We start from the raw sequence: 18,266 nt of genomic DNA on the forward strand, positions 1-18,266 counted from the left end.
TGCGTGTCGTTGGTTAAGTGTCGGTACTTTCTTATGCGCTGCGCCGGGTCAGTCAGCGACCCGGATGCTCAGGGTGTTAGCCATGCGGTTCCCCACCCCGGCACTCTGATGCACCTGGATAACCCCTCGGCTGCCGGTGAAGGCCTGGTCGCTCGTTGCGACCTGGCGGCTGCCGGTTGGGGTGTCAGTTGCTCCGGAGTTCGGTACCAGCGCCACGTTCTGTTGAGACAGGGCGCTGTCGTCAATGCTTTGCGGGCGGGCACTGATGCTCACCCGCATGACATTGGCCATCTGGTTGTTGGCGCCGGCGGACTGGTTGACGCCCAGCACGCCGTTGCCGTTGGTGAATGAGCTGCCACCAATGCGCGCGCTTGCGTTCATCGATGCACTGGCCGGCGTGTCGAGGCGTTGCCGCACGACGGTGGTCGCCTGGGCGTCGGTGCCAATGGCAATGGCCCGGGTGTTGGTCTGTTGGGTCCGGTCCCCGGCCGCCTGGTTGACATTGAGGTTGCCGGTATAGCGACTGCCGGAGTTCTGCAGATCGGCATGGCTCACCGCCACGCCTGGATCGGCGAGCACGGCGGATGAGCCGAGCAGCGCGATCAGGAGCCAAGTCGATTTCATCTCACTGGCCCCCCGCCAAGCGGCCCAATGGGGCCAGGCCGGAACTCAGCGAGCGGTTGATGGTGCCGGAAATGGCGCCGCCGCTACCGCCACCGTGTCCAGCGCTCATGCCCGGCATGCCGTTGGGATTGGTCACCACGTTGAGGCCTTGCACGCCGGTATTCGGATTGACCGTGTTGCGGATCGTCGAGCCGCTGGCAATGCCGGCGAATTCGCCGTCGCTGAGCTCAGTGCTCGCGGTTGCCTGGTTGATCCGATCGGAAGGGTTGGCGTTGACGGTGGTCGGGTAGGGGTCTTTGCCGCCGTTGCGACCGATATGGACGGGCTGCACGTCACGGTCGAGTACGATGACGCCGTTGCCCTCGGCTTGTGCCGGCAGGCTGAGCGTTGCCGCGGTGGCGCAGCCGAACAGCAACAGACAGGTCAAGCTTGTGTTGATAGTCCCCATGACTTCGTTCCTTCTGCACTTGGCGCTGGCCCTAGTCAGCGTTGCGAAGGAGCGGAGCAGGTGTTGTGCCGGATTTGGAAAAGCGCGGGTTTTCAGTAAGTTGCGGGAATGACCAGGCGAGCGTCAGGCAGTCTGTTTCATCGATGAAACATGCCTGCCGACGGGCTACCGGCCACAGGCCACTGTTTGGCCCCAGAATCGGGGTTGGGAGAAGGTGTATCAGTGACTTGACAGTCAGGCTGCCAAACCCTTGAGGCGGCGGTGGATCCGCGTTTGGCGAGAGCGGGATGTATCAGGGATGAAACATCACGCTTGGAGCAACCGGGAGACGGCAGCCAGAACTTGCTCGCGGCGCTGCGCCCAGTCACCTTCGATTTTCAGGAAGGGTTGCCGGTGGCGAACCAGCCAGTCTTCAATGGCATCAAAAAAAATCACCCGTTCGGCGAGGGCAGGCTGACAGCGCAAACCGTCGCCGATCCATTCGACCTGTTCGGGGCTGAGGAGCAGGTGTAAGTCGTAATGGCGTGCCAGCAGGGCCGGTTCGAGCCAGGCCGGGCAGTCGCCGAACAGCGTCTGGCTCCAGAGGATATTGCTCAACAGGTGCGTGTCGAGGATCAACAAGGCCGGTTGTCGCGCCCGGGCCGCATCTTCCCAGGCCAGTTGCCCCGTGGCGATAGCGGTAATGTCGTCCAGGGACGTCTCGCGTTGGGTCTGTTCCATGAAGTGGCGCACGTATTCATCCACCCGCACGCCGCCGAAATAAGTCTGCAACTGGGCCGCCAACCAGCTCTTGCCGCTGGATTCCGGACCGGTCAGCACCACCACCTTCATGTGCGCAGCGCCGGGTCGGCACGCCATTCCCGCCAGCCTTGCACCGCCAGCAGGGTAAACAGGGCGTAAAGGGCGGCGGTCAGGTACAGATCCTTGTAGATGAACAAACCCACGAAAGTCACGTCGAGGACAATCCACAACGGCCAGCACTGCACGCGTTTCTGTGCCATCCACCACTGGGCAACCAAGCTGAACCCGGTGAGCGCCGCGTCGAGCCAGGGTTGCGCGGCGTCGGTCCAATGGGCCATCGCACCGCCCAACATCAAGCTACCCGCCGCACCGATGGCAAGGCCGAGCCACACCGACGGCGCGCCCAGGCGAGTGACTTGGCGTCCCTCGTGATCGCGCCCGGCGCGGGTCCACTGCCACCAGCCATACAGCTGCAAAACCGCGTAGACCACCTGCAACAACATGTCGGAATAAAGCTTCACTTCGAAGAAAATCCAGCTGTACAGCAGCACCATGACCAGGCCGATCGGCCAGCACCAGGGGTTCTGCTTGACGGTCAACCAGACAGCGATCACGCCGAGGGCTGCGGCAAACAGTTCAAGCCCGGACATGGCGATTCCTTGGGGAAGTCGGAGAGGGCGGGGATTGTAAACGCTATGGGGCGCAGAGCTCCAACTTCAGCGCTGAACGCATTGGCGCTATCGCGAGCAAGCTCACAAGGGATTACGGTGTAAATCCGCACTCTAGATCATCTCGCAACCCTGTGGGAGCGAGCTTGCTCGCGATGGCGCCGGGTCAGCTGGCATCCATGTTGGATGTGCTAGCGCATCGCGAGCAGGATGCATCTCAGACCCGGAACTGCTTGAGCAACCCGTTCAACTGTTCGCTCAAGTCTTTCAGGCGCGCGCTCGCCAGGCTCGACTGCTCGGCGGCCACGGCGGTGCTGTGGGAGAGGCCGGCGGCCTGGGTGACGTTCTGGTTGATGTCTTCCACCACATGGGCCTGTTGAAGAGTGGCGCTGGCGATGGAAGCGTTCAGGCTGTTGAGGTTGCGCAAGGCTTGGCCGATGGCGTTGAGGCTGGCACCGGCCAGGCCCGCTTGTTCGATGGTCAACTGCGAGGCCCGGCTGCTGTCGCTGATGACTTTCACCGCGGCTTCGGAGTGGTTTTGCAGGCGTTCGATCATGGCCTGGATTTCCGCCGTGGATTTCTGCGTGCGCTGGGCCAGCAGACGCACTTCGTCGGCCACCACGGCAAAGCCGCGGCCTTGTTCGCCGGCGCGGGCGGCTTCGATCGCGGCGTTGAGCGCCAGCAGGTTGGTTTGTTCGGCGATGGAGCGAATCACCTCCAGCACGCTGCCGATCTGGGTGCTTTCACTCGCCAGGGTGCGAATCACTTCCACGGCCTGGTCGATGGTCTGCGAAAGCCGGTCGATCTGTTGCAGGCTGCCGTCGATGTTGACCTGGCCTTGCTGGGCCTGGGATTCGGCGTCGCGCATTTCACTGGCGGCATGTTCAGCGTTCTTGGCGACGTCCTGCACGCCATAGGTCACTTCGTTGATGGCGGTCGCCACCAGTTCCATCTGTTGGGATTGCTGCTGGCTGCGCTGCTGGGCCTGCGCGGCGTCGTTGCCCAGTTCGCTGGATGATTGCCCCAGCGCACTGGCGGAGATCTGCAACTGGCCCACGACTTGCCGCAGTTTTGCGGTAAAGGCGTTGAAGTGTCGCGCCAACTGGGTGACTTCGTCCTGACCGTGGGTGTCGAGGGTGCGGGTCAGGTCGCTTTCACCGCTGGCGATGTTGGCCATGGCGTTGACGGTGTCCTGAAGCGGACGGACGATGCTGCGCACGATCAGCGTCAGCAGCAGGCCCATGACCAAGGTAATCGCCAAACCGATCAACGCGGCCTTGATCACCTGGGACTGGAATTCTGCCTGGACGTCATCCACATACACACCGGAGCCAATGATCCAGCCCCACGGTTCGAACAGTTTGACGTATGACGTCTTGCCGACCGGCGCGTCGGCGCCCGGCTTGGGCCAGAGGTAGTCGACCATCCCGGCGCCCTTGGCCTTGGCGATGGTGACCATCTCGTTGAACAGCGCAAACCCGTTGGGGTCGCGGATCGCCGAGAGGTTCTGGCCTTCGAGTTTGGGATTGGTGGGGTGCATGACCATGACCGGCGTCAGGTCGTTGATCCAGAAGTAGTCGTTCTGGTCATAGCGCAGCCCGCGGACGGCGCTGAGGGCCTGCTTCTGCGCCGCATCGCGCGTCAGCGTGCCGGCGGTTTCCAGGCCATGGTAGTAGCTCAACACACCGCTGGCGGTCTGGACCACGTGTTGGGTCTTCTGCACCTTGGCCTGATACAGGTCCGTGTGGATCTGCTTGAGCATAAACGCGCCCAGCGTGAACAACATCACGATGGCCACGACCAGGATGAGCCACAAGCGTCGGCTGATCGATACACTGCGCAAGCTATTCATACGCTGTCACTCCGGTTCTTATTCTTGTCATTTAACGACGGCCGGCACTTTAACGCTCGGCAGGTACGCGTGATGGACCTGGGTCATGACGCGGCAGCGTTATCAGGGCTTGTCTGATAGGATTTCGGCCCCGCAGCGCAAAACCTGAGCCGGTTCTGCTTTTTTCATTGGTTTTTTTTGCAAGGTCGCGGTTATCGTGCAGCCCGCTGCGCTCGCCGCGTAATGTTTGAATATAGAAAGGCCTGGATAGACAGGCTTTTTTTTGGGGGATGAATGGATTTGTGGACTGCCTTTTCGGCATTGATTCTTGGCGTGGTAGAGGGCCTGACGGAGTTTCTGCCGATTTCCAGCACGGGGCACCAGATCGTTGTTGCGGATTTGCTCGGGTTTGGTGGCGAACGTTCGATGGCGTTCAACATCATCATCCAGCTCGGCGCGATCCTGGCGGTGGTCTGGGAGTTTCGGCGCAAGATTTTTGATGTGGTGTTGGGCCTGCCGACCCAGCCCGGCGCCCGTCGATTCACCGCCAACCTACTGATTGCCTTCTTTCCCGCGGTGATATTGGGCGTGCTGCTCGCCGACTGGATCCATCATTACCTGTTCAACGCCATTACCGTTGCGACGGCGCTGGTAGTGGGTGGGTTGGTGATGCTGTGGGCCGAGAAGCGCCAGCACACGGTGCACGCCGAAACCGTCGATGACATGACATGGAAGGACGCCCTGAAAGTCGGCCTGGCCCAGTGCATCGCGATGATTCCCGGCACCTCCCGCTCCGGGGCAACCATCATCGGCGGGCTGCTGTTCGGCCTGTCGCGCAAGACCGCCACGGAATTCTCTTTTTTCCTGGCAATGCCGACCATGGTCGGCGCGGCGGTTTACTCCGGCTATAAATACCGCGAATTGTTCGTTCCGGCGGATTTCCCCGTGTTTGCCATCGGCTTCATTACCGCGTTCATCTTCGCCATGATCGCGGTCAAGGGCCTGCTGCGCTTCATCGCCAGCCACAGCTATGCAGTCTTCGCCTGGTATCGGATTGCGTTCGGCCTGTTGATCCTGGCGACCTGGCAGTTTGGCTGGGTGGACTGGACAGCGGCCAAGCCATGAACGATTCAGGCCGGCGCGGCGCGCGTCACACCAGCGGGGCCGTGCAGAACCTGCGGCTCAAGCTGGGCGTGTTCGCGCTGCTGTGCGCCTTGCCGCTCGCGGGTTCGCTACTGCTGGGGCTGCAAGGCGAGTCCTGGGTGCCGATGACGGCTTACGGCGTCGTCAGTGTCGTGGCGTTTTTGCTCTACTGGAGCGATAAGCGCAAGGCGCGTTCGGACGCCTGGCGCACGCCGGAAAATGTGTTGCACGCCGTCGAGCTGGCCGGTGGCTGGCCCGGTGCGTTGCTGGCTCAACAGGTGTTTCGCCACAAGACCCGCAAGGTTTCGTTTCAGGTGGTGTTCTGGTTCGTCGTGTTATTGCACCAGGGGTTCTGGGTGGATCAGTTGTTCCTGGGTGGGCATCTGCTGGCGTTGTTCTAGGACGCTACAGCAACAACCCAACCTGCGTCCGCTTCGGCAATTTGCTGACCACCAGTTGATGGGAGCGTTGCAGCAACCCCCGCAATTCGTCATCGCCCAGCGGGTAGGGCACGTTCATGATGATCCACTGCGCCCGGGCCAGATAAGGCGCGGGGTGAATGCCGGGCCGGTCGCAGTGGCCTAGAAACAGGTCCTTGTCGACCTTGAACGCCAACGAATCACTGCGCAGGCCCTGCAAGGCGAACATCTTGTTTCCAGCGATGGAAAATACCCGCACGCCGCCCCACTTGTAGTCTTCCCTGACCCCAGGCAGGTCCAGGCAAAACCGTGCGACATCCTCTTCGCTCAAGCTCATAGCGTTTTCTCTCCACATTGTTCAAACGCCGCCACCAAATGATCGATCCAGGCGCGCACCGCCGGCAGCATACCGCGCCGGTGAGGATAAACCGCCAAGAGCCAGCCATCGGGGGATGACCAGCCAGGCAATAACTCCACCAACCTGCCGTCGCGCAATTCCTCTTCGCAGTACATGCTCGGCAGCAGGGTGAAGCCCAGGCCGGCGAGGGCGCAGGCGCGGCGCACGATGAAATCATCGATGCCCAGGCGCGCTTCCAAGGCCAGTTCGGTGCTTTGACCACGGCGGTCGAGCAGGCGCAGGTGAACCTGTCGATCTGCTTCCAACGCCCCCAGCACCGGCAGTTGCCGTAGATCCTCCGGGGTTTCGATTCGGCGCCCCTCGGTAAAGGCGGGGCTGGCGACCATGATCAACCGGGCCTGGCGCAAGCGGCGGGTCATCAACAGCGGGTCCTCGTCACCCAAGTCTCTCACCCGCAGCGCCACGTCGATGCCTTCGCTGACCAGGTCCACCCGCCGATTGAGCAGAATCATCTCCAGTTGGACCTGCGGGTATTTCGCCAGGAAGGTTTCGATGATCGATGGCAAAAACTGGTGCGCCAATCCCACCGGGCTCGACACCCGCAGCCGTCCACGGGGTTCGCTGGACATGCTCGCCACGGCCTCGTCGGCCATCTCCGCTTCCAGCAACATCGCCTGGCAGTGGCGAAGGTAGCGTTCACCCACGGCGGTCAGCTTCAGTTGGCGAGTCGTACGTTGCAACAGGCGAGCATTGAGACGCTCTTCCAGCTCGGCTATACGCCGTGAGAGCCGCGATTTCGGTATGCCGAGCAAGCGCCCGGCCGCCGCGAAGCCGCCGGCCTCGACCACCTTGGCGAAGTAATAAAGATCGTTGAGGTCCTGCATGGCCAGCTCGATTGTCCTGTCAGTGGAACGAACTATCGCATTGTTGGTGTCTTATCGGCTATTGGTTTCATCGGTAGGATTGTTCTCAATTGATCGCCTGGTCGCGATCCTCACTTGGAGAGCACTCACATGAAACTGTTGCACATCGATTCGAGCATCCTCGGCGACAACTCCGCTTCGCGCCAATTGAGCCGTGAAGTGGTTGACGCGTGGGTCGCCTCGGAGCCGGGCATCACGGTTATCTACCGCGACTTGGCAGCCGATGCGATCAGCCATTTTTCCGCCCAGACGCTGGTCGCCGCCGGCACCAGCGTTGAATTGCGCGATGCTGCCCTGAAATACGAAGCTGACCTTAGCGCTGAAACCATGGCCGAATTTCAAGCGGCAGATGCGCTGGTCATCGCCGCGCCCATGTACAACTTCACCATTCCAACCCAGCTCAAGGCCTGGATTGACCGCATTGCCGTGGCCGGCCAGACGTTCCGCTACGGCGAGGCGGGCTTCGAGGGCTTGTGCGGTGGCAAGAAGCTGGTAATCGTTTCCACCGCAGGCGGTTTGCACGCTGGGCAACCGAGTGGTGTAGGCCATGAAGATTATCTCAAGCAAATGTTCGGTTTCCTTGGCATCACCGATATCGAGTTTGTCCGTGCAGAAGGGCTTGCCAAGGGCGACGCCATGCGCAGCAAGGGCATGAGCGAAGCTCACGCGCAAATCAGTCAGCAATTCGCCGCCGCGTAAGGCTTGCGTAAAGGCGCCAGGCGCTTCGGGCAACCTTTGTAAAACCCTGTATTCTCGTCGTCATGAAGCGGCTGGAATACGGGGTTTTTTCGTATGTCGGCGCTGGGCTTGATGGCGCAGGTTATGCACGGCCAGAACGGTAGCGACGGGGCCTTCCCCGTGCGTGCGAAGGTGGAAGATTCGATGACACGTGTTGGTGCAGCATTACTGCTTTGTCTGTTTGCCAGCCTCAGTCCGGTGCAGGCCGCGCCGGCGCCGCATCCGCATTGGAGCGCCGGTTTCCATGAGTTGGATTTTCTCGATCCGCTGGACCAGCGGCCGATGCATGCCATCGCGTTCTATCCGTCCACCGCCAAGGATCAGTCCAGCTCCCTGGGCGGCTATCAGATCGACGCGGCGCCGGATGCCCAGATCGCCATCGGCCGGTTTCCATTGCTCATGCTCTCCCATGGCAACACCGGCACGCCCTTGGACCTGCATGACCTGGCCACCTCGCTGGCACGCAAGGGGTTCGTGGTGGTGGCGGTGATACATCCGGGGGACAACGCCCAGGATCACAGCCGACTCGGTACTTTAAGCAATTTGTACGGGCGGCCGATCCAGATCTCCGAAGCCATCACCGCAACGTTGAACGACCCCATGCTCTCGCCATTCGTCAATGCCGGACAGGTGGGCGTGATCGGTTATTCGGCCGGCGGTGAAACCGCCCTGATTCTCTCTGGCGCCACGCCAGACCTCAATCGCCTGCGGCGCTATTGCCAGGAACGGCCCGATGACCGTGACGCCTGCAATACCCAGGGTGAGCTGATTGCCGATCGCGATGACCTGTCGCCGGTGGCTGATCCCAGGGTTCGCGCATTGCTGCTGATGGCGCCGTCGAGCCTGAAATTCGGCCGTCACACGTTGGCCGACGTCCATGTGCCGGTGCTGCTCTACAGTGGCGACGGCGACAAACTGGTGGCGTTCGACAAGAACGCCGCGGCCCTGGCGCGCAAGCTGCCCACCGCGCCGGACTTCAAGACATTGGCCGGGGCCGGCCACTTCGTCTTCATGGCCCCATGCACCGACGAGCAGATCGCGGCAATGCCGGCGCTGTGTACCGATGCCGATGGGGTCGATCGCCAGGACATCCACCGCACCATGATCTCCGAGGCCAGTCGCTTCTTCAGCCAGGCACTGGGCAAGCCGACCCGCGCGGGCATGAGGACGGCCGATCAGTGATCGCTACGCTCGGCCCGCCGGCGCAGCAGTAGCGCCAGGCCCAGGCCGATAAGCGACAACAAGGCCGCGAAGAAAAAGATCGACGGGTAGCCGAGGTTCAACGCCACCGCGCCCATCAGCGGGCCGGCAATCGCCAATGCCAGGTCGAAGAACACCGCATAGGCGCTCAACCCGGCACCTCGGCTGCTGTTGGGCACCTGCTTGATGGCTTCCACGCCCAACGCCGGGTAGACCAGCGACAAGCCAAAACCGGCCAAGCCCGCGCCCACCAGGGCAAACGCGGTGGAGGGGGCGAGCCAGAGCATCACCAGCCCCACGGTCTCGATGCTCATGCAGACAATGGCCGAGCTGAAGCCACCGAAACGGGCGATGCTGGAAATGAACAATAGCCGCGACAGGATGAAGCAGATGCCGAAGACCGTCAGGCACCACGCCGCGCCGGTCCACCCGCGGCTGACATAGAACAGCGTAATGAAGGTGGTGAGCGTGCCGTAGCCGATCGAGGCCAGGCACAGGCTCGCGCCAAAGGGCGAAATGCGCCCGAACACGGCCCAGAAGGGTAGGCGCTCGCCACGCACGACCGGTACCGACGGCTTGTTGCGAATCAGCAGCAGCGCCATGCCGGCCAACAAGGACAAGGCGATGCCCAGGCTGTCGAAGCCGAGGCTGCCGACCATCACCACCCCCAGCGGCGCACCGATGGCGATGGCGCCGTAGGAAGCAATCCCATTCCATGAAATCGAGCGGGCGGTGTGCTCCACGCCGACCTGGCCCATGCACCAACTGATCGTCCCGACACCGATCAGCCCTTGGGCGACCCCCAAGAGCAAACGTCCCGCGATCAGGATCACCAGGCTTGGTAGCGGGAAATCCTGCAGCAATGTCGAGATCAGCGTCAGCACGCCGCTGAGCAGAATCCCCAGCAAACCATACACGATGGCCCGCTTGGTCCCGACGCTGTCCGACAGCCTTCCGGCCATGGGGCGGCTGAGCAGGGTCGCCAGGTATTGCGAGCCGATGGTCAGCCCCGCGATGACGGCGCTGAAGCCCAATTGATCGTGGACATAGCCTGGCAACACGGCGATGGGCAGTCCGATGCAAAGAAAGGCGATAAAGGTGTAGAAAACGATGGAGACGATCTGCAAGGTGATCGACAAGGAGCTGGGAGCGGGCTGGGCTGTTGGCATGGTGGCTCGTTCGCGGGCAGCGGCAGGAGTGCTTCATCATGGCGCGTGGCGGGGAGAAAAGGAAGCTGGCTAACGGTTGTTGAGCGGGATGGCTGTGCCAACGCCATCGCGAGCAGGCTCGCTCCCACAGTGTTTGGGTGTACTTGAGCCTTGGGGCAGGCCACAAGTGCCCCGTGGGAGCGAGCTTGCTCGCGATGGCGGTGGGTCAGGCAATGGGATGCTGGCAGGAGTGGCCATTCCGCGAGCAGGCTCGCTCCCACCGGTTTTTGGGTTTAGAACGAAAAAGCCCCGTCACATGGACAGGGCTTTCGCTTGCAGCTTGAGGCTTACGGCTTGTGGCTGTTCTTAGAACATCACGCCCTGGCTGCGCAGGTAGTCATCGTAGGTGCCGCTGAAGTCGACCACGCCATCGGCGCTCAGCTCGATGATGCGGGTCGCCAGGGACGATACGAATTCGCGGTCGTGGCTGACGAAGATCAACGTGCCCGGGTAGTTCTCCAGCGCCAGGTTCAGCGCTTCGATGGATTCCATGTCCAAGTGGTTGGTCGGTTCGTCCATCACCAGTACGTTCGGCTTTTGCAGGATCAGCTTGCCAAACAGCATGCGGCCCTGTTCACCACCGGAGATGACTTTGACTGACTTGAGGATCTCATCGTTGGAAAACAGCATGCGACCCAGGGTGCCACGGATCATCTGTTCGCCCTGAGTCCACTGGCCCATCCAGTCGAACAAACTGACGTCGTCCTCGAAGTCGTGGGCGTGGTCCTGGGCGTAGTAGCCCAGTTCCGCGCTTTCGGTCCATTTGACCGAGCCGGCGTCCGGTGTCAGCTCGCCCATCAAGGTACGGAGCAGGGTGGTCTTGCCGATGCCGTTGGGGCCGATGATCGCCACGCGCTCGCCGGCTTCGACGGTGAAGCTGAAGTTCTTGAACAGCGTCTTGCCGTCGAAGCCCTTGGACATGCGCTCGATGGTCACGGCCTGGCGGTGCAGCTTCTTGGTCTGTTCGAAGCGAATGAACGGGCTGACGCGACTCGATGGCTTGACCTCGGCCAGCTGGATCTTGTCGATCTGCTTGGCGCGGGAAGTGGCCTGCTTGGCTTTCGAGGCGTTGGCCGAGAACCGGCTGACGAACGTCTGCAATTCGGCGATCTGGGCTTTCTTCTTGGCGTTGTCCGACAGCAACTGCTCGCGGGACTGGGTGGCCGCGATCATGTATTCGTCGTAGTTGCCTGGGAACAGGCGCAGCTCACCGTAGTCCAGGTCGGCCATGTGGGTGCAGACGCTGTTGAGGAAGTGCCGGTCGTGGGAAATGATGATCATGGTGCTGTTACGCGCCGTGAGGATGTTTTCCAGCCAACGGATGGTGTTGATGTCCAGGTGGTTGGTCGGTTCGTCGAGCAACAGCACTTCCGGATCGGAGAACAATGCCTGGGCGAGCAACACACGCAGCTTCCAGCCTGGGGCGACTTCGGTCATCGGGCCGAAATGCTGTTCCAGGGGAATGCCCAGGCCCAGCAGCAGTTCACCGGCGCGGGATTCGGCGGTGTAGCCGTCCATCTCGGCGAACTCGGTTTCGAGCTCGGCCACGGCCATGCCGTCTTCTTCGGTCATCTCCGGCAGCGAATAAATGCGGTCGCGCTCGGCCTTGACCTTCCACAGCTCTTCGTGGCCCATGATCACGGTATCGATCACGGTGAATTGCTCGTAGGCGAACTGGTCCTGGCGCAGTTTACCCAGGCGCACGTTCGGCTCCAGCATCACCTGGCCGCCGGATGGCTCGAGGTCGCCGCCGAGGATTTTCATGAAGGTCGACTTGCCGCAACCGTTGGCACCGATCAGGCCGTAGCGGTTACCCGCGCCAAATTTGACAGAGACGTTTTCGAACAGCGGCTTGGCGCCGAACTGCATCGTGATGTTAGCTGTAGAAATCAAAGGTTTATCCTGCGGAACATTCAGAGTAGCTAAGGGTGCGGCAGTACCTGTTCAGTACCTGTTTGCGCCGATCCGCACCGCGCTGGAAGCTTCGCGGTCGCAAGCGCAAGGGTCCATCCGGCATAAGAGGACAGCTGCATACGGAGCGCCTCGCCCGAATGGATAGGCGCCGAGGTCGGTTTTCCGGCATCGGCCAAAAGGGGGCGCGTGATATTGGGCGGCGATTGTACTGATCTGGACGCGTTAACGATAGGGTATTGCCCGGGCGAGACAGTTTTTCACAACTGAGGATAACTTTCAGTTACAAAGTCTGGCTAAAATGCCATCTCACTCGACGCCCTCTACCTCGCCGCTTGGCTGGCCAGGAGACGCCGCCTGTCAACTCTTGCATTGTGACGGACTCCGTGAAGCTCATCATCGTTGCGATCTATATCCTCTCCATCGGCTATGTGCATCTGCGTGGGCGCGTGCGGCATAAGCTCGGACGCCAGCTGAGCGATCACTCGTCCTTCCTCGCGCCGGTCAATTGCCTGCTCTACCTGTGCTCGAAATTCCCCAACAAGCCGTTCCTCAGCCCAGGCGAGTTCCCGGACCTGAGCCCGTTGCAGGCCCATTGGGAAGAAATTCGCGCCGAGGGACAGAACCTGTTGCAAGCAGGCGAGATCAAGCGCTCGAACCAATATGACGACGTGGGCTTCAACTCCTTTTTCAAGACCGGCTGGAAGCGTTTCTATCTCAAGTGGTATGGCGACAGCCATCCGTCGGCCATGAAGCTGTGCCCACGCACCACCGAGCTGGTGCAGGGCATCGGCTCGATCAAGGCGGCCATGTTCGCTGAACTGCCGCCGGGCTCGAAACTGGTCCGACATCGTGATCCGTACGCCGGCTCCTATCGCTACCACCTGGGCCTGCAGACGCCCAATGATGCCGGCTGCTACATCGATGTCGACGGCCAGTCGTATCACTGGCGGGACGGCGAGGCGGTCATATTCGACGAGACGTTCATCCATTACGCCGAAAACACGACGCCAGATAACCGCATCATCTTGTTCTGCGACGTGGAACGGCCCATGAAGTACCGTTGGGCCACGGCGTTCAACCGTTGGTTCAGCCGTACCGTGATGTCCGCCGCTGGAGCGCCGAACGATGCCGGTGACAAGACTGGCGGCCTGAACCGGGCGTTTTCACGGTTGTACAAGATTCGTCTGCAAGGCAAAGCGCTGAAGAAACGCAACCGCAAGTTGTACTACTTGCAGAAATGGGCGTTCTTCGGCGCTCTGCTGGCTATTTTCGTCTGGATCTGAAAGTTCAGGAACCGGGCTTTTCAGCCTCCAGCTGTGTCCACATCCTGGTGGTGATCCGCTGGCGATGGCTATAACCTTCCCACGGATCGGCGCCCAGGCCCTTGGCCCGCTCCAGTGCCGTCTGGATGTCCCATTGCTGGGCGTTGCGCAGGCCGTCCAGTTCGTCCCGTGCTATCGGGACCGAAACCGGCAGGCCTGGTCTTGCGCGCACCGAGTAGGCGGCCACGGTACTGGCGCCACGGGCGTTGCGCAGATAGTCGACAAACACCTTGCCCACTCGGTTCTTCGGCCCCATGGTCGCGGTGATTCGTTGCGGCATCTGCCGGGTCAGGAATTGTGAGATGGCCTTGGCGAAGGCTTTGGTGACATCCCACCCCTCGCTGCGCGCCATCGGCACGATGACGTGCATGCCTTTGCCGCCGCTGGTCTTGAGAAATCCTTGCAAGCCCAGTTCGTCAAGCACCGACAAGGTCATGCGTGTCGCTTCCAGCATGGCGCTCCAGGGCAGCGACGGGTCGGGGTCCAGGTCCAGGACGAACAGGTCGGGTGTCTCGATCCGGTCATGGGTCGCCGTCCAGGTGTGCAACTCCACCGCACCCATCTGCGCGGCGCCGACCAGCGCATGGACGCTGTCGATCTCCATCAGCGCCGCATGGCCTGGGTCCAGGTCCGGGTCCAGCTGTTTGATATGGGGGATCTCCAGGCGGTCGGCATGTTTCTGGAAGAACAGTTCTTCGCCGATCCCCTCCGGTGCCCGCACAAGCGCGACCGGGCGCAACTTGAGGTGGGGCAGGATCCACGGGCCAATGTCCAGGTAGTATCGCGCCAGCTCTGCTTTTTGCACGCCGCTGACGCTGTCGACGACGCGGTCGGGGTGGGTGATCACCACGCCGTCGACCTTGGCGGCGTTGGCCTTGGTCCGACGCTTGGGCTTGGGGGCCGCCGCTTTTATCGGCATGGGTTGTTCGCGCACAACGCGACTGGCTTGCCCGTCGCCCGGTAGCTCAAGGAATACCGCCTGGCGGACCAGGCCGTCGCCGGTCCATTCAGCGAATTCGACTTCGCAGACTTGTGTCGGCTCGACCCAATGCACGCCGCGTGCCTGTGCGCCGCTGAGCGGTTTGTCCAGCGGTGAGGTTTCGCGCTCCTGGGCGCAGAGTTGTTCATGCAGTTGCTTGAGTTGGGACTGGCTGAAGCCCGTGCCGACCCGACCGGCGTACACCAGCCCCGACGGCCCGTTGACCGCCAGCAACAGTGCGCCAAAACCGCTGCGTTTGCCTTGCGGGCGCGTGAACCCCACGATGACGAAGCACTGGCGCAGCCGGCATCTGAGCTTGACCCAATCGGGGTTGCGGCCGGAGACATAGGGGCTGCCCAGGCGCTTGCCGACCACACTGTCCAAGGAAAGGGCGGTGGCACTTTCGAAGATGTCGTGTTGGCTGGCGGAGAATGCCTCGGAAAACCGCAGGCGCTTGCTGGTGTTGTTCTTCAGCGCGTTCTTGAGTGCGGCGCGGCGTTCTTCCAACGGCTGTTGGCGCAGGTCGATGCCATTGAGAAACGGCGCGTCGAAAAGAAAGTAGACCATGTCGACGCTACGACCGATCTCGAAGGCCTGGCGCAGGGCAGGGAAGTCGGAATGGCCGGTGTCGTCGAGCAGCACCAGTTCCCCATCGAGCCAACAGTCACCCAGGTCCAGCCTCGCCAGGGCGTCGGCGTGCAGCCTGAGCCGTTCGGTCCAGTCCGTGTGGCTGCGATTCAACAGGCGTACTTCGCCGTTCTCGATTCGCGCCAGGAGTCGATACCCGTGGAACTGGACTTCATAGCGCCATTCACCCGCCGGTGGGTGCTCCACCGGCGTGGCCAACGGTGGTGACAGACGTTCCGGGAGCCGGCCGTTGTCTACCTGTTCGCCCCGTCGGGCGCGGGTACGAGTCGTTATTGGGTCCGCTTCCACATCGGACAGACGGGCAGATTCACTCTCGGCCTTGGCCATGACAGATTCCCTTGTATTGCAGGCGCCCGGGGTTTAGCCCTGGGAGGCCTTGGTGGCTTTTTTAGCTGGAGCGGATTTACGCGTCTTGGTCGATTTTGCCGCAGTCTTTTCGGCTGGTTTTTCCGGGGCCTTGCCCTTGCCGCCAAGGCTGCGCTTGAGCAGTTCGGTAAGGTCGATGACGTCGGCGGTCTTGCGCTGTTCTTCGCCAGGGTCGGTTTCCACCGCTTCGAGCCGGCCTTCGGTGGCCTTTTTCTCCACCAGCTCCATGATTTTTTCCTGGAAACTGTCGCGGTACTCCTGGGGCTCCCAGTCACCACTCATGTCTTGCACCAGGCGTTTGGCCATCTCCAGTTCGCCTTTCGCCAACGTGGGGTTGGTCACTTCGTCGCCCAGTTCCAGTACATCGAGTTCGCGGACTTCGGCAGGCCAGCGCAGCATCACCAGCACCAGGGCCGATTCCAGCGGCATGAGCGCCGCCAGGTGCTGGCGGGTATGCAGCACCACATTCGCCAGGGCGACTTTGTTGGTCTTGAGCAGGGTCTCGCGCAGCAGCGCATAGACCTTGCCGCCGCGCTTGTCCGGCGCCAGAAAATAAGGCTTGTCGATGTTCTGTAGCGGGATCTTCTCGCTGTCGACAAAAGAGAAAATGTCGATGGTCTGGGTGGACTTGGGGTGGGCTGCGCGAATTTCCTCCTCGCTGATCAGCACGTATTGACCCTTCTGGTACTGCACGCCTTTGACGATGTCATCCTTGGTCACTTCCTTGCCGGTGACCTTGTTGACACGCTTATACCCCACCGGATCCATGCTGCGTTTGTCCAGCCAGTCGAAATCCACGCCTTGGGACGCTGTGGCCGACACCAGCGCCACGGGAATGTGGACCAGTCCGAAACTGATTGCGCCTTTCCAGATTGCCCGTGCCATGGTGCATTTTTCCTTACCGGTGAGTGGTCTCTCTGGTGACCCCACTGGCTTGGGAAAAGTTTCCGCCGGGCGCCGGCTGGCTGCGGTTGACGTCCATGGGAGGCCGCAGGCGGAGATGCCTCGTTACATCTTCAGTGGGATATTTCGCTTAACAACAACGAACCTGCGGCGTAGCGTGCTTTCGATATGCCGGTATCGTCTCGTGTTGCAGGGAGGTTTCCATGAACAGGCGGGTGCTCGCCTTGATAGCGCTTTTCATGAGCGCCACGGCCCAGGCCGTTACCCCGGTCACCGGGCCCGTGTTGCTAACGCAGAACGTGCCGGGCAACAACAATCCGTACAACAGCCCGATCCGCCGGGCCAACCCCAACAGCATGCAGGGCACCCAGCCCAACGTGCCAACCATTCGCAGCAACCCGACGGTGCCGGTGCCGCGGCCCCCGACCCTGGAAAATGGCGGTATCGGCAACGGCTATCCTCGGGCTGGCTCGCCAGCCGGTTCGCCACGGCCGACGATCGAATCTCCGACACCCCCCAGGAACATGAACAACGGCAATCGCTGAGGCGCCGTCCTGATCCATGTCACCACAGAAGGAAGTGTGCATGTTGCGTAAAACATTCCGGGCCACCCTGTTTGCCAGCGCCATGGTGGTCTTCGCCACGCCGGTCTTCGCCGCGCAAGTCCAGGCATTCAAGAGCGAGGAGGGCACCCTCGAAGTCACGACGGTAGCCAGGGGGCTCGAGCACCCTTGGTCCGTGGCGTTCCTGCCTGACCAGCAAGGCATGCTGGTGACGGAGCGCGCCGGCAACCTGCGGTGGGTTAGCACCGATGGAAGATTGTCTGCACCGCTGAACGGTGTTCCGCAGGTCTGGGCCAAGGGACAGGGCGGTTTGCTGGATGTGGTGCTGTCTCCGGACTTCAAGCAGGACCGCACGATCTACCTGTCCTACGCCGAGGCCGGGGAGGACGGCAAGGCCGGCACTGCCGTGGGCCGGGGGCAATTGTCCAAGGACTTGAAAAGCCTTGACGGCTTCGACGTGATTTTCCGACAGCAGCCCAAGCTCTCCACTGGCAACCACTTCGGTTCCCGCCTGGTGTTCGACCGGGATGGCTATCTCTTCATTACGCTTGGGGAGAACAACGACCGTGCCACCGCCCAGGACCTGGACAAGCTGCAGGGCAAGATCGTGCGGGTCTACCCCGACGGCAAGGTGCCTGACGACAACCCCTTCGTCGGCCAGAAAAACGTACGCCCGGAGATCTGGTCATACGGCATTCGTAACCCCCAAGGCGCTGCGCTGAACACCTGGAACGGCACGTTGTGGGAAAACGAGCACGGTCCCAAGGGTGGTGACGAGATCAACATCATCGAGCGAGGCAAGAACTATGGCTGGCCGTTGGCGACCCATGGCGACAACTATTCCGGCGCGCCGATTCCCGAGGCCCAGGGCAAGACTGTCGAAGGCACCGTAGGGCCGCACCACGTCTGGCAGGTATCGCCGGGGCTCAGCGGCATGGCGTTCTACGACAACGATCGTTTCAAGCCTTGGCAGCGCAACGCGTTTATCGGCGCGCTGGTGTCCAAGGACCTGATTCGCCTGGAGTTCGAAGGTGACAAGGTCGTTCATGAAGAGCGCTTGCTGGGTGAGCTCAAGGAGCGCATCCGCGATGTTCGCCAGGGCCCGGATGGTTTCCTCTACGTATTGACGGACGAAGATGACGGCGCGTTGTACAAGGTCGGACTGAAGTAATCGCGATGCGATGAAACTAAAGTTGTGGCGAGGGGATTCACCCCTTCGCCACAAGATTGCAGCGACTTGATTTCCGTTGACTTACCGCTTCGTCGCGGC

18 protein-coding genes are annotated in these 18,266 nt (G+C 61.6%); 7 read left to right on the top strand and 11 right to left on the bottom strand.

What is annotated here, in order from left to right:
- Positions 1 to 48 precede the first annotated feature (48 nt).
- The 5 genes from DOCECA_RS08440 to DOCECA_RS08460 form a co-directional block, all read right to left on the bottom strand.
- The gene (locus DOCECA_RS08440; protein WP_445571743.1) at positions 49 to 624 is read right to left on the bottom strand and encodes an adhesin; all 576 of its coding nucleotides are present in this window, start codon (positions 622 to 624) and stop codon (positions 49 to 51) included.
- A gap of 1 nt (position 625) precedes the next feature.
- The gene (locus DOCECA_RS08445) at positions 626 to 1,072 is read right to left on the bottom strand and encodes a hypothetical protein (protein WP_420766841.1); all 447 of its coding nucleotides are present in this window, start codon (positions 1,070 to 1,072) and stop codon (positions 626 to 628) included.
- 306 nt (positions 1,073 to 1,378) lie between these two features.
- Positions 1,379 to 1,903, bottom strand: coding sequence for an AAA family ATPase (locus DOCECA_RS08450; RefSeq protein WP_420766842.1), 525 nt, complete (start codon positions 1,901 to 1,903; stop codon positions 1,379 to 1,381).
- Positions 1,900 to 2,463 (bottom strand): nicotinamide riboside transporter PnuC, encoded by a 564-nt coding sequence (gene pnuC / locus DOCECA_RS08455; RefSeq protein WP_420766843.1) that lies wholly within the window; start codon positions 2,461 to 2,463, stop codon positions 1,900 to 1,902. The genes DOCECA_RS08450 and pnuC overlap by 4 nt, the downstream gene beginning before the upstream one ends.
- Positions 2,464 to 2,698: 235 nt before the next feature.
- Positions 2,699 to 4,333: a methyl-accepting chemotaxis protein gene (locus tag DOCECA_RS08460; protein ID WP_420766844.1), complete on the bottom strand. Its 1,635-nt coding sequence runs from the start codon at positions 4,331 to 4,333 to the stop codon at positions 2,699 to 2,701.
- A gap of 273 nt (positions 4,334 to 4,606) precedes the next feature.
- On the opposite strand from DOCECA_RS08460, the gene DOCECA_RS08465 reads away from it, so the two are divergent.
- On the top strand, positions 4,607 to 5,437 hold the full coding sequence (locus DOCECA_RS08465) for an undecaprenyl-diphosphate phosphatase (RefSeq protein WP_420766845.1): 831 nt from the start codon (positions 4,607 to 4,609) through the stop codon (positions 5,435 to 5,437).
- The gene (locus DOCECA_RS08470; protein ID WP_445571744.1) at positions 5,434 to 5,856 is read left to right on the top strand and encodes a DUF1294 domain-containing protein; all 423 of its coding nucleotides are present in this window, start codon (positions 5,434 to 5,436) and stop codon (positions 5,854 to 5,856) included. Before DOCECA_RS08465 ends, DOCECA_RS08470 begins: the two co-directional genes overlap by 4 nt.
- A 4-nt stretch (positions 5,857 to 5,860) precedes the next feature.
- On the opposite strand, the gene DOCECA_RS08475 is transcribed toward DOCECA_RS08470, so the two are convergent.
- Positions 5,861 to 6,211 (bottom strand): MmcQ/YjbR family DNA-binding protein, encoded by a 351-nt coding sequence (locus DOCECA_RS08475; protein WP_445571745.1) that lies wholly within the window; start codon positions 6,209 to 6,211, stop codon positions 5,861 to 5,863.
- Positions 6,208 to 7,116, bottom strand: coding sequence for a LysR substrate-binding domain-containing protein (locus tag DOCECA_RS08480; protein WP_420766848.1), 909 nt, complete (start codon positions 7,114 to 7,116; stop codon positions 6,208 to 6,210). The genes DOCECA_RS08475 and DOCECA_RS08480 overlap by 4 nt, the downstream gene beginning before the upstream one ends.
- A gap of 129 nt (positions 7,117 to 7,245) precedes the next feature.
- On the opposite strand from DOCECA_RS08480, the gene DOCECA_RS08485 reads away from it, so the two are divergent.
- Together DOCECA_RS08485 and DOCECA_RS08490 are read left to right on the top strand one after the other, a co-directional pair.
- Positions 7,246 to 7,854 (top strand): FMN-dependent NADH-azoreductase, encoded by a 609-nt coding sequence (locus DOCECA_RS08485; protein WP_434650961.1) that lies wholly within the window; start codon positions 7,246 to 7,248, stop codon positions 7,852 to 7,854.
- Between the two features lie 183 nt (positions 7,855 to 8,037).
- Positions 8,038 to 9,075 carry an alpha/beta hydrolase family protein gene (locus DOCECA_RS08490; protein WP_445571746.1) on the top strand — a complete coding sequence of 346 codons (1,038 nt, stop codon included), beginning with the start codon at positions 8,038 to 8,040 and terminating at the stop codon, positions 9,073 to 9,075.
- Here DOCECA_RS08490 and DOCECA_RS08495 read toward each other — a convergent pair.
- Both DOCECA_RS08495 and DOCECA_RS08500 read right to left on the bottom strand, forming a co-directional pair.
- Complete coding sequence (locus DOCECA_RS08495; protein WP_445571747.1) at positions 9,069 to 10,262, bottom strand: MFS transporter; 1,194 nt, start codon at positions 10,260 to 10,262, stop codon at positions 9,069 to 9,071. The two genes, DOCECA_RS08490 and DOCECA_RS08495, sit on opposite strands and share 7 nt — an antisense overlap.
- Positions 10,263 to 10,607: 345 nt before the next feature.
- Positions 10,608 to 12,194 (bottom strand): ABC-F family ATPase, encoded by a 1,587-nt coding sequence (locus tag DOCECA_RS08500; RefSeq protein ID WP_420766852.1) that lies wholly within the window; start codon positions 12,192 to 12,194, stop codon positions 10,608 to 10,610.
- A 404-nt stretch (positions 12,195 to 12,598) separates the two neighbouring features.
- Between DOCECA_RS08500 and lpxO the strand changes: the two genes are divergently transcribed.
- Entirely contained in the window at positions 12,599 to 13,498 is a 900-nt protein-coding gene (gene lpxO / locus DOCECA_RS08505; RefSeq protein WP_445571748.1) for a lipid A hydroxylase LpxO, read from the top strand.
- 4 nt (positions 13,499 to 13,502) lie between these two features.
- On the opposite strand, the gene ligD is transcribed toward lpxO, so the two are convergent.
- Together ligD and ku are read right to left on the bottom strand one after the other, a co-directional pair.
- The gene (gene ligD / locus DOCECA_RS08510) at positions 13,503 to 15,491 is read right to left on the bottom strand and encodes a DNA ligase D (protein ID WP_445571749.1); all 1,989 of its coding nucleotides are present in this window, start codon (positions 15,489 to 15,491) and stop codon (positions 13,503 to 13,505) included.
- Positions 15,492 to 15,524: 33 nt separating this feature from the next.
- The gene (gene ku, locus DOCECA_RS08515; RefSeq protein WP_420766855.1) at positions 15,525 to 16,415 is read right to left on the bottom strand and encodes a non-homologous end joining protein Ku; all 891 of its coding nucleotides are present in this window, start codon (positions 16,413 to 16,415) and stop codon (positions 15,525 to 15,527) included.
- A 221-nt stretch (positions 16,416 to 16,636) separates the two neighbouring features.
- Between ku and DOCECA_RS08520 the strand changes: the two genes are divergently transcribed.
- Both DOCECA_RS08520 and DOCECA_RS08525 read left to right on the top strand, forming a co-directional pair.
- Positions 16,637 to 16,978 carry a hypothetical protein gene (locus DOCECA_RS08520; protein ID WP_445571750.1) on the top strand — a complete coding sequence of 114 codons (342 nt, stop codon included), beginning with the start codon at positions 16,637 to 16,639 and terminating at the stop codon, positions 16,976 to 16,978.
- Positions 16,979 to 17,018: 40 nt separating this feature from the next.
- A complete protein-coding gene (locus tag DOCECA_RS08525) occupies positions 17,019 to 18,167 on the top strand; it encodes a PQQ-dependent sugar dehydrogenase (protein ID WP_434650969.1) in 1,149 nt (382 codons plus the stop codon).
- Positions 18,168 to 18,266 lie beyond the last annotated feature (99 nt).

This window comes from Pseudomonas sp. E102, from assembly GCF_052660185.1.

What these genes read in the sequence shown, in the direction of transcription:
- ligD (WP_445571749.1), bottom strand. Translation starts at nt 15,491, where the DNA reads ATGGCCAAGGCCGAGAGTGAATCTGCCCGTCTGTCCGATGTGGAAGCG.
- DOCECA_RS08485 (WP_434650961.1), top strand. Translation starts at nt 7,246, where the DNA reads ATGAAACTGTTGCACATCGATTCGAGCATCCTCGGCGACAACTCCGCT.
- DOCECA_RS08470 (WP_445571744.1), top strand. Translation starts at nt 5,434, where the DNA reads ATGAACGATTCAGGCCGGCGCGGCGCGCGTCACACCAGCGGGGCCGTG.
- DOCECA_RS08445 (WP_420766841.1), bottom strand. Translation starts at nt 1,072, where the DNA reads ATGGGGACTATCAACACAAGCTTGACCTGTCTGTTGCTGTTCGGCTGC.
- DOCECA_RS08440 (WP_445571743.1), bottom strand. Translation starts at nt 624, where the DNA reads ATGAAATCGACTTGGCTCCTGATCGCGCTGCTCGGCTCATCCGCCGTG.
- pnuC (WP_420766843.1), bottom strand. Translation starts at nt 2,463, where the DNA reads ATGTCCGGGCTTGAACTGTTTGCCGCAGCCCTCGGCGTGATCGCTGTC.
- DOCECA_RS08490 (WP_445571746.1), top strand. Translation starts at nt 8,038, where the DNA reads ATGACACGTGTTGGTGCAGCATTACTGCTTTGTCTGTTTGCCAGCCTC.
- DOCECA_RS08480 (WP_420766848.1), bottom strand. Translation starts at nt 7,116, where the DNA reads ATGCAGGACCTCAACGATCTTTATTACTTCGCCAAGGTGGTCGAGGCC.
- DOCECA_RS08525 (WP_434650969.1), top strand. Translation starts at nt 17,019, where the DNA reads ATGTTGCGTAAAACATTCCGGGCCACCCTGTTTGCCAGCGCCATGGTG.
- DOCECA_RS08520 (WP_445571750.1), top strand. Translation starts at nt 16,637, where the DNA reads ATGAACAGGCGGGTGCTCGCCTTGATAGCGCTTTTCATGAGCGCCACG.
- DOCECA_RS08495 (WP_445571747.1), bottom strand. Translation starts at nt 10,262, where the DNA reads ATGCCAACAGCCCAGCCCGCTCCCAGCTCCTTGTCGATCACCTTGCAG.
- ku (WP_420766855.1), bottom strand. Translation starts at nt 16,415, where the DNA reads ATGGCACGGGCAATCTGGAAAGGCGCAATCAGTTTCGGACTGGTCCAC.
- DOCECA_RS08475 (WP_445571745.1), bottom strand. Translation starts at nt 6,211, where the DNA reads ATGAGCTTGAGCGAAGAGGATGTCGCACGGTTTTGCCTGGACCTGCCT.
- DOCECA_RS08460 (WP_420766844.1), bottom strand. Translation starts at nt 4,333, where the DNA reads ATGAATAGCTTGCGCAGTGTATCGATCAGCCGACGCTTGTGGCTCATC.
- DOCECA_RS08450 (WP_420766842.1), bottom strand. Translation starts at nt 1,903, where the DNA reads ATGAAGGTGGTGGTGCTGACCGGTCCGGAATCCAGCGGCAAGAGCTGG.
- DOCECA_RS08465 (WP_420766845.1), top strand. Translation starts at nt 4,607, where the DNA reads ATGGATTTGTGGACTGCCTTTTCGGCATTGATTCTTGGCGTGGTAGAG.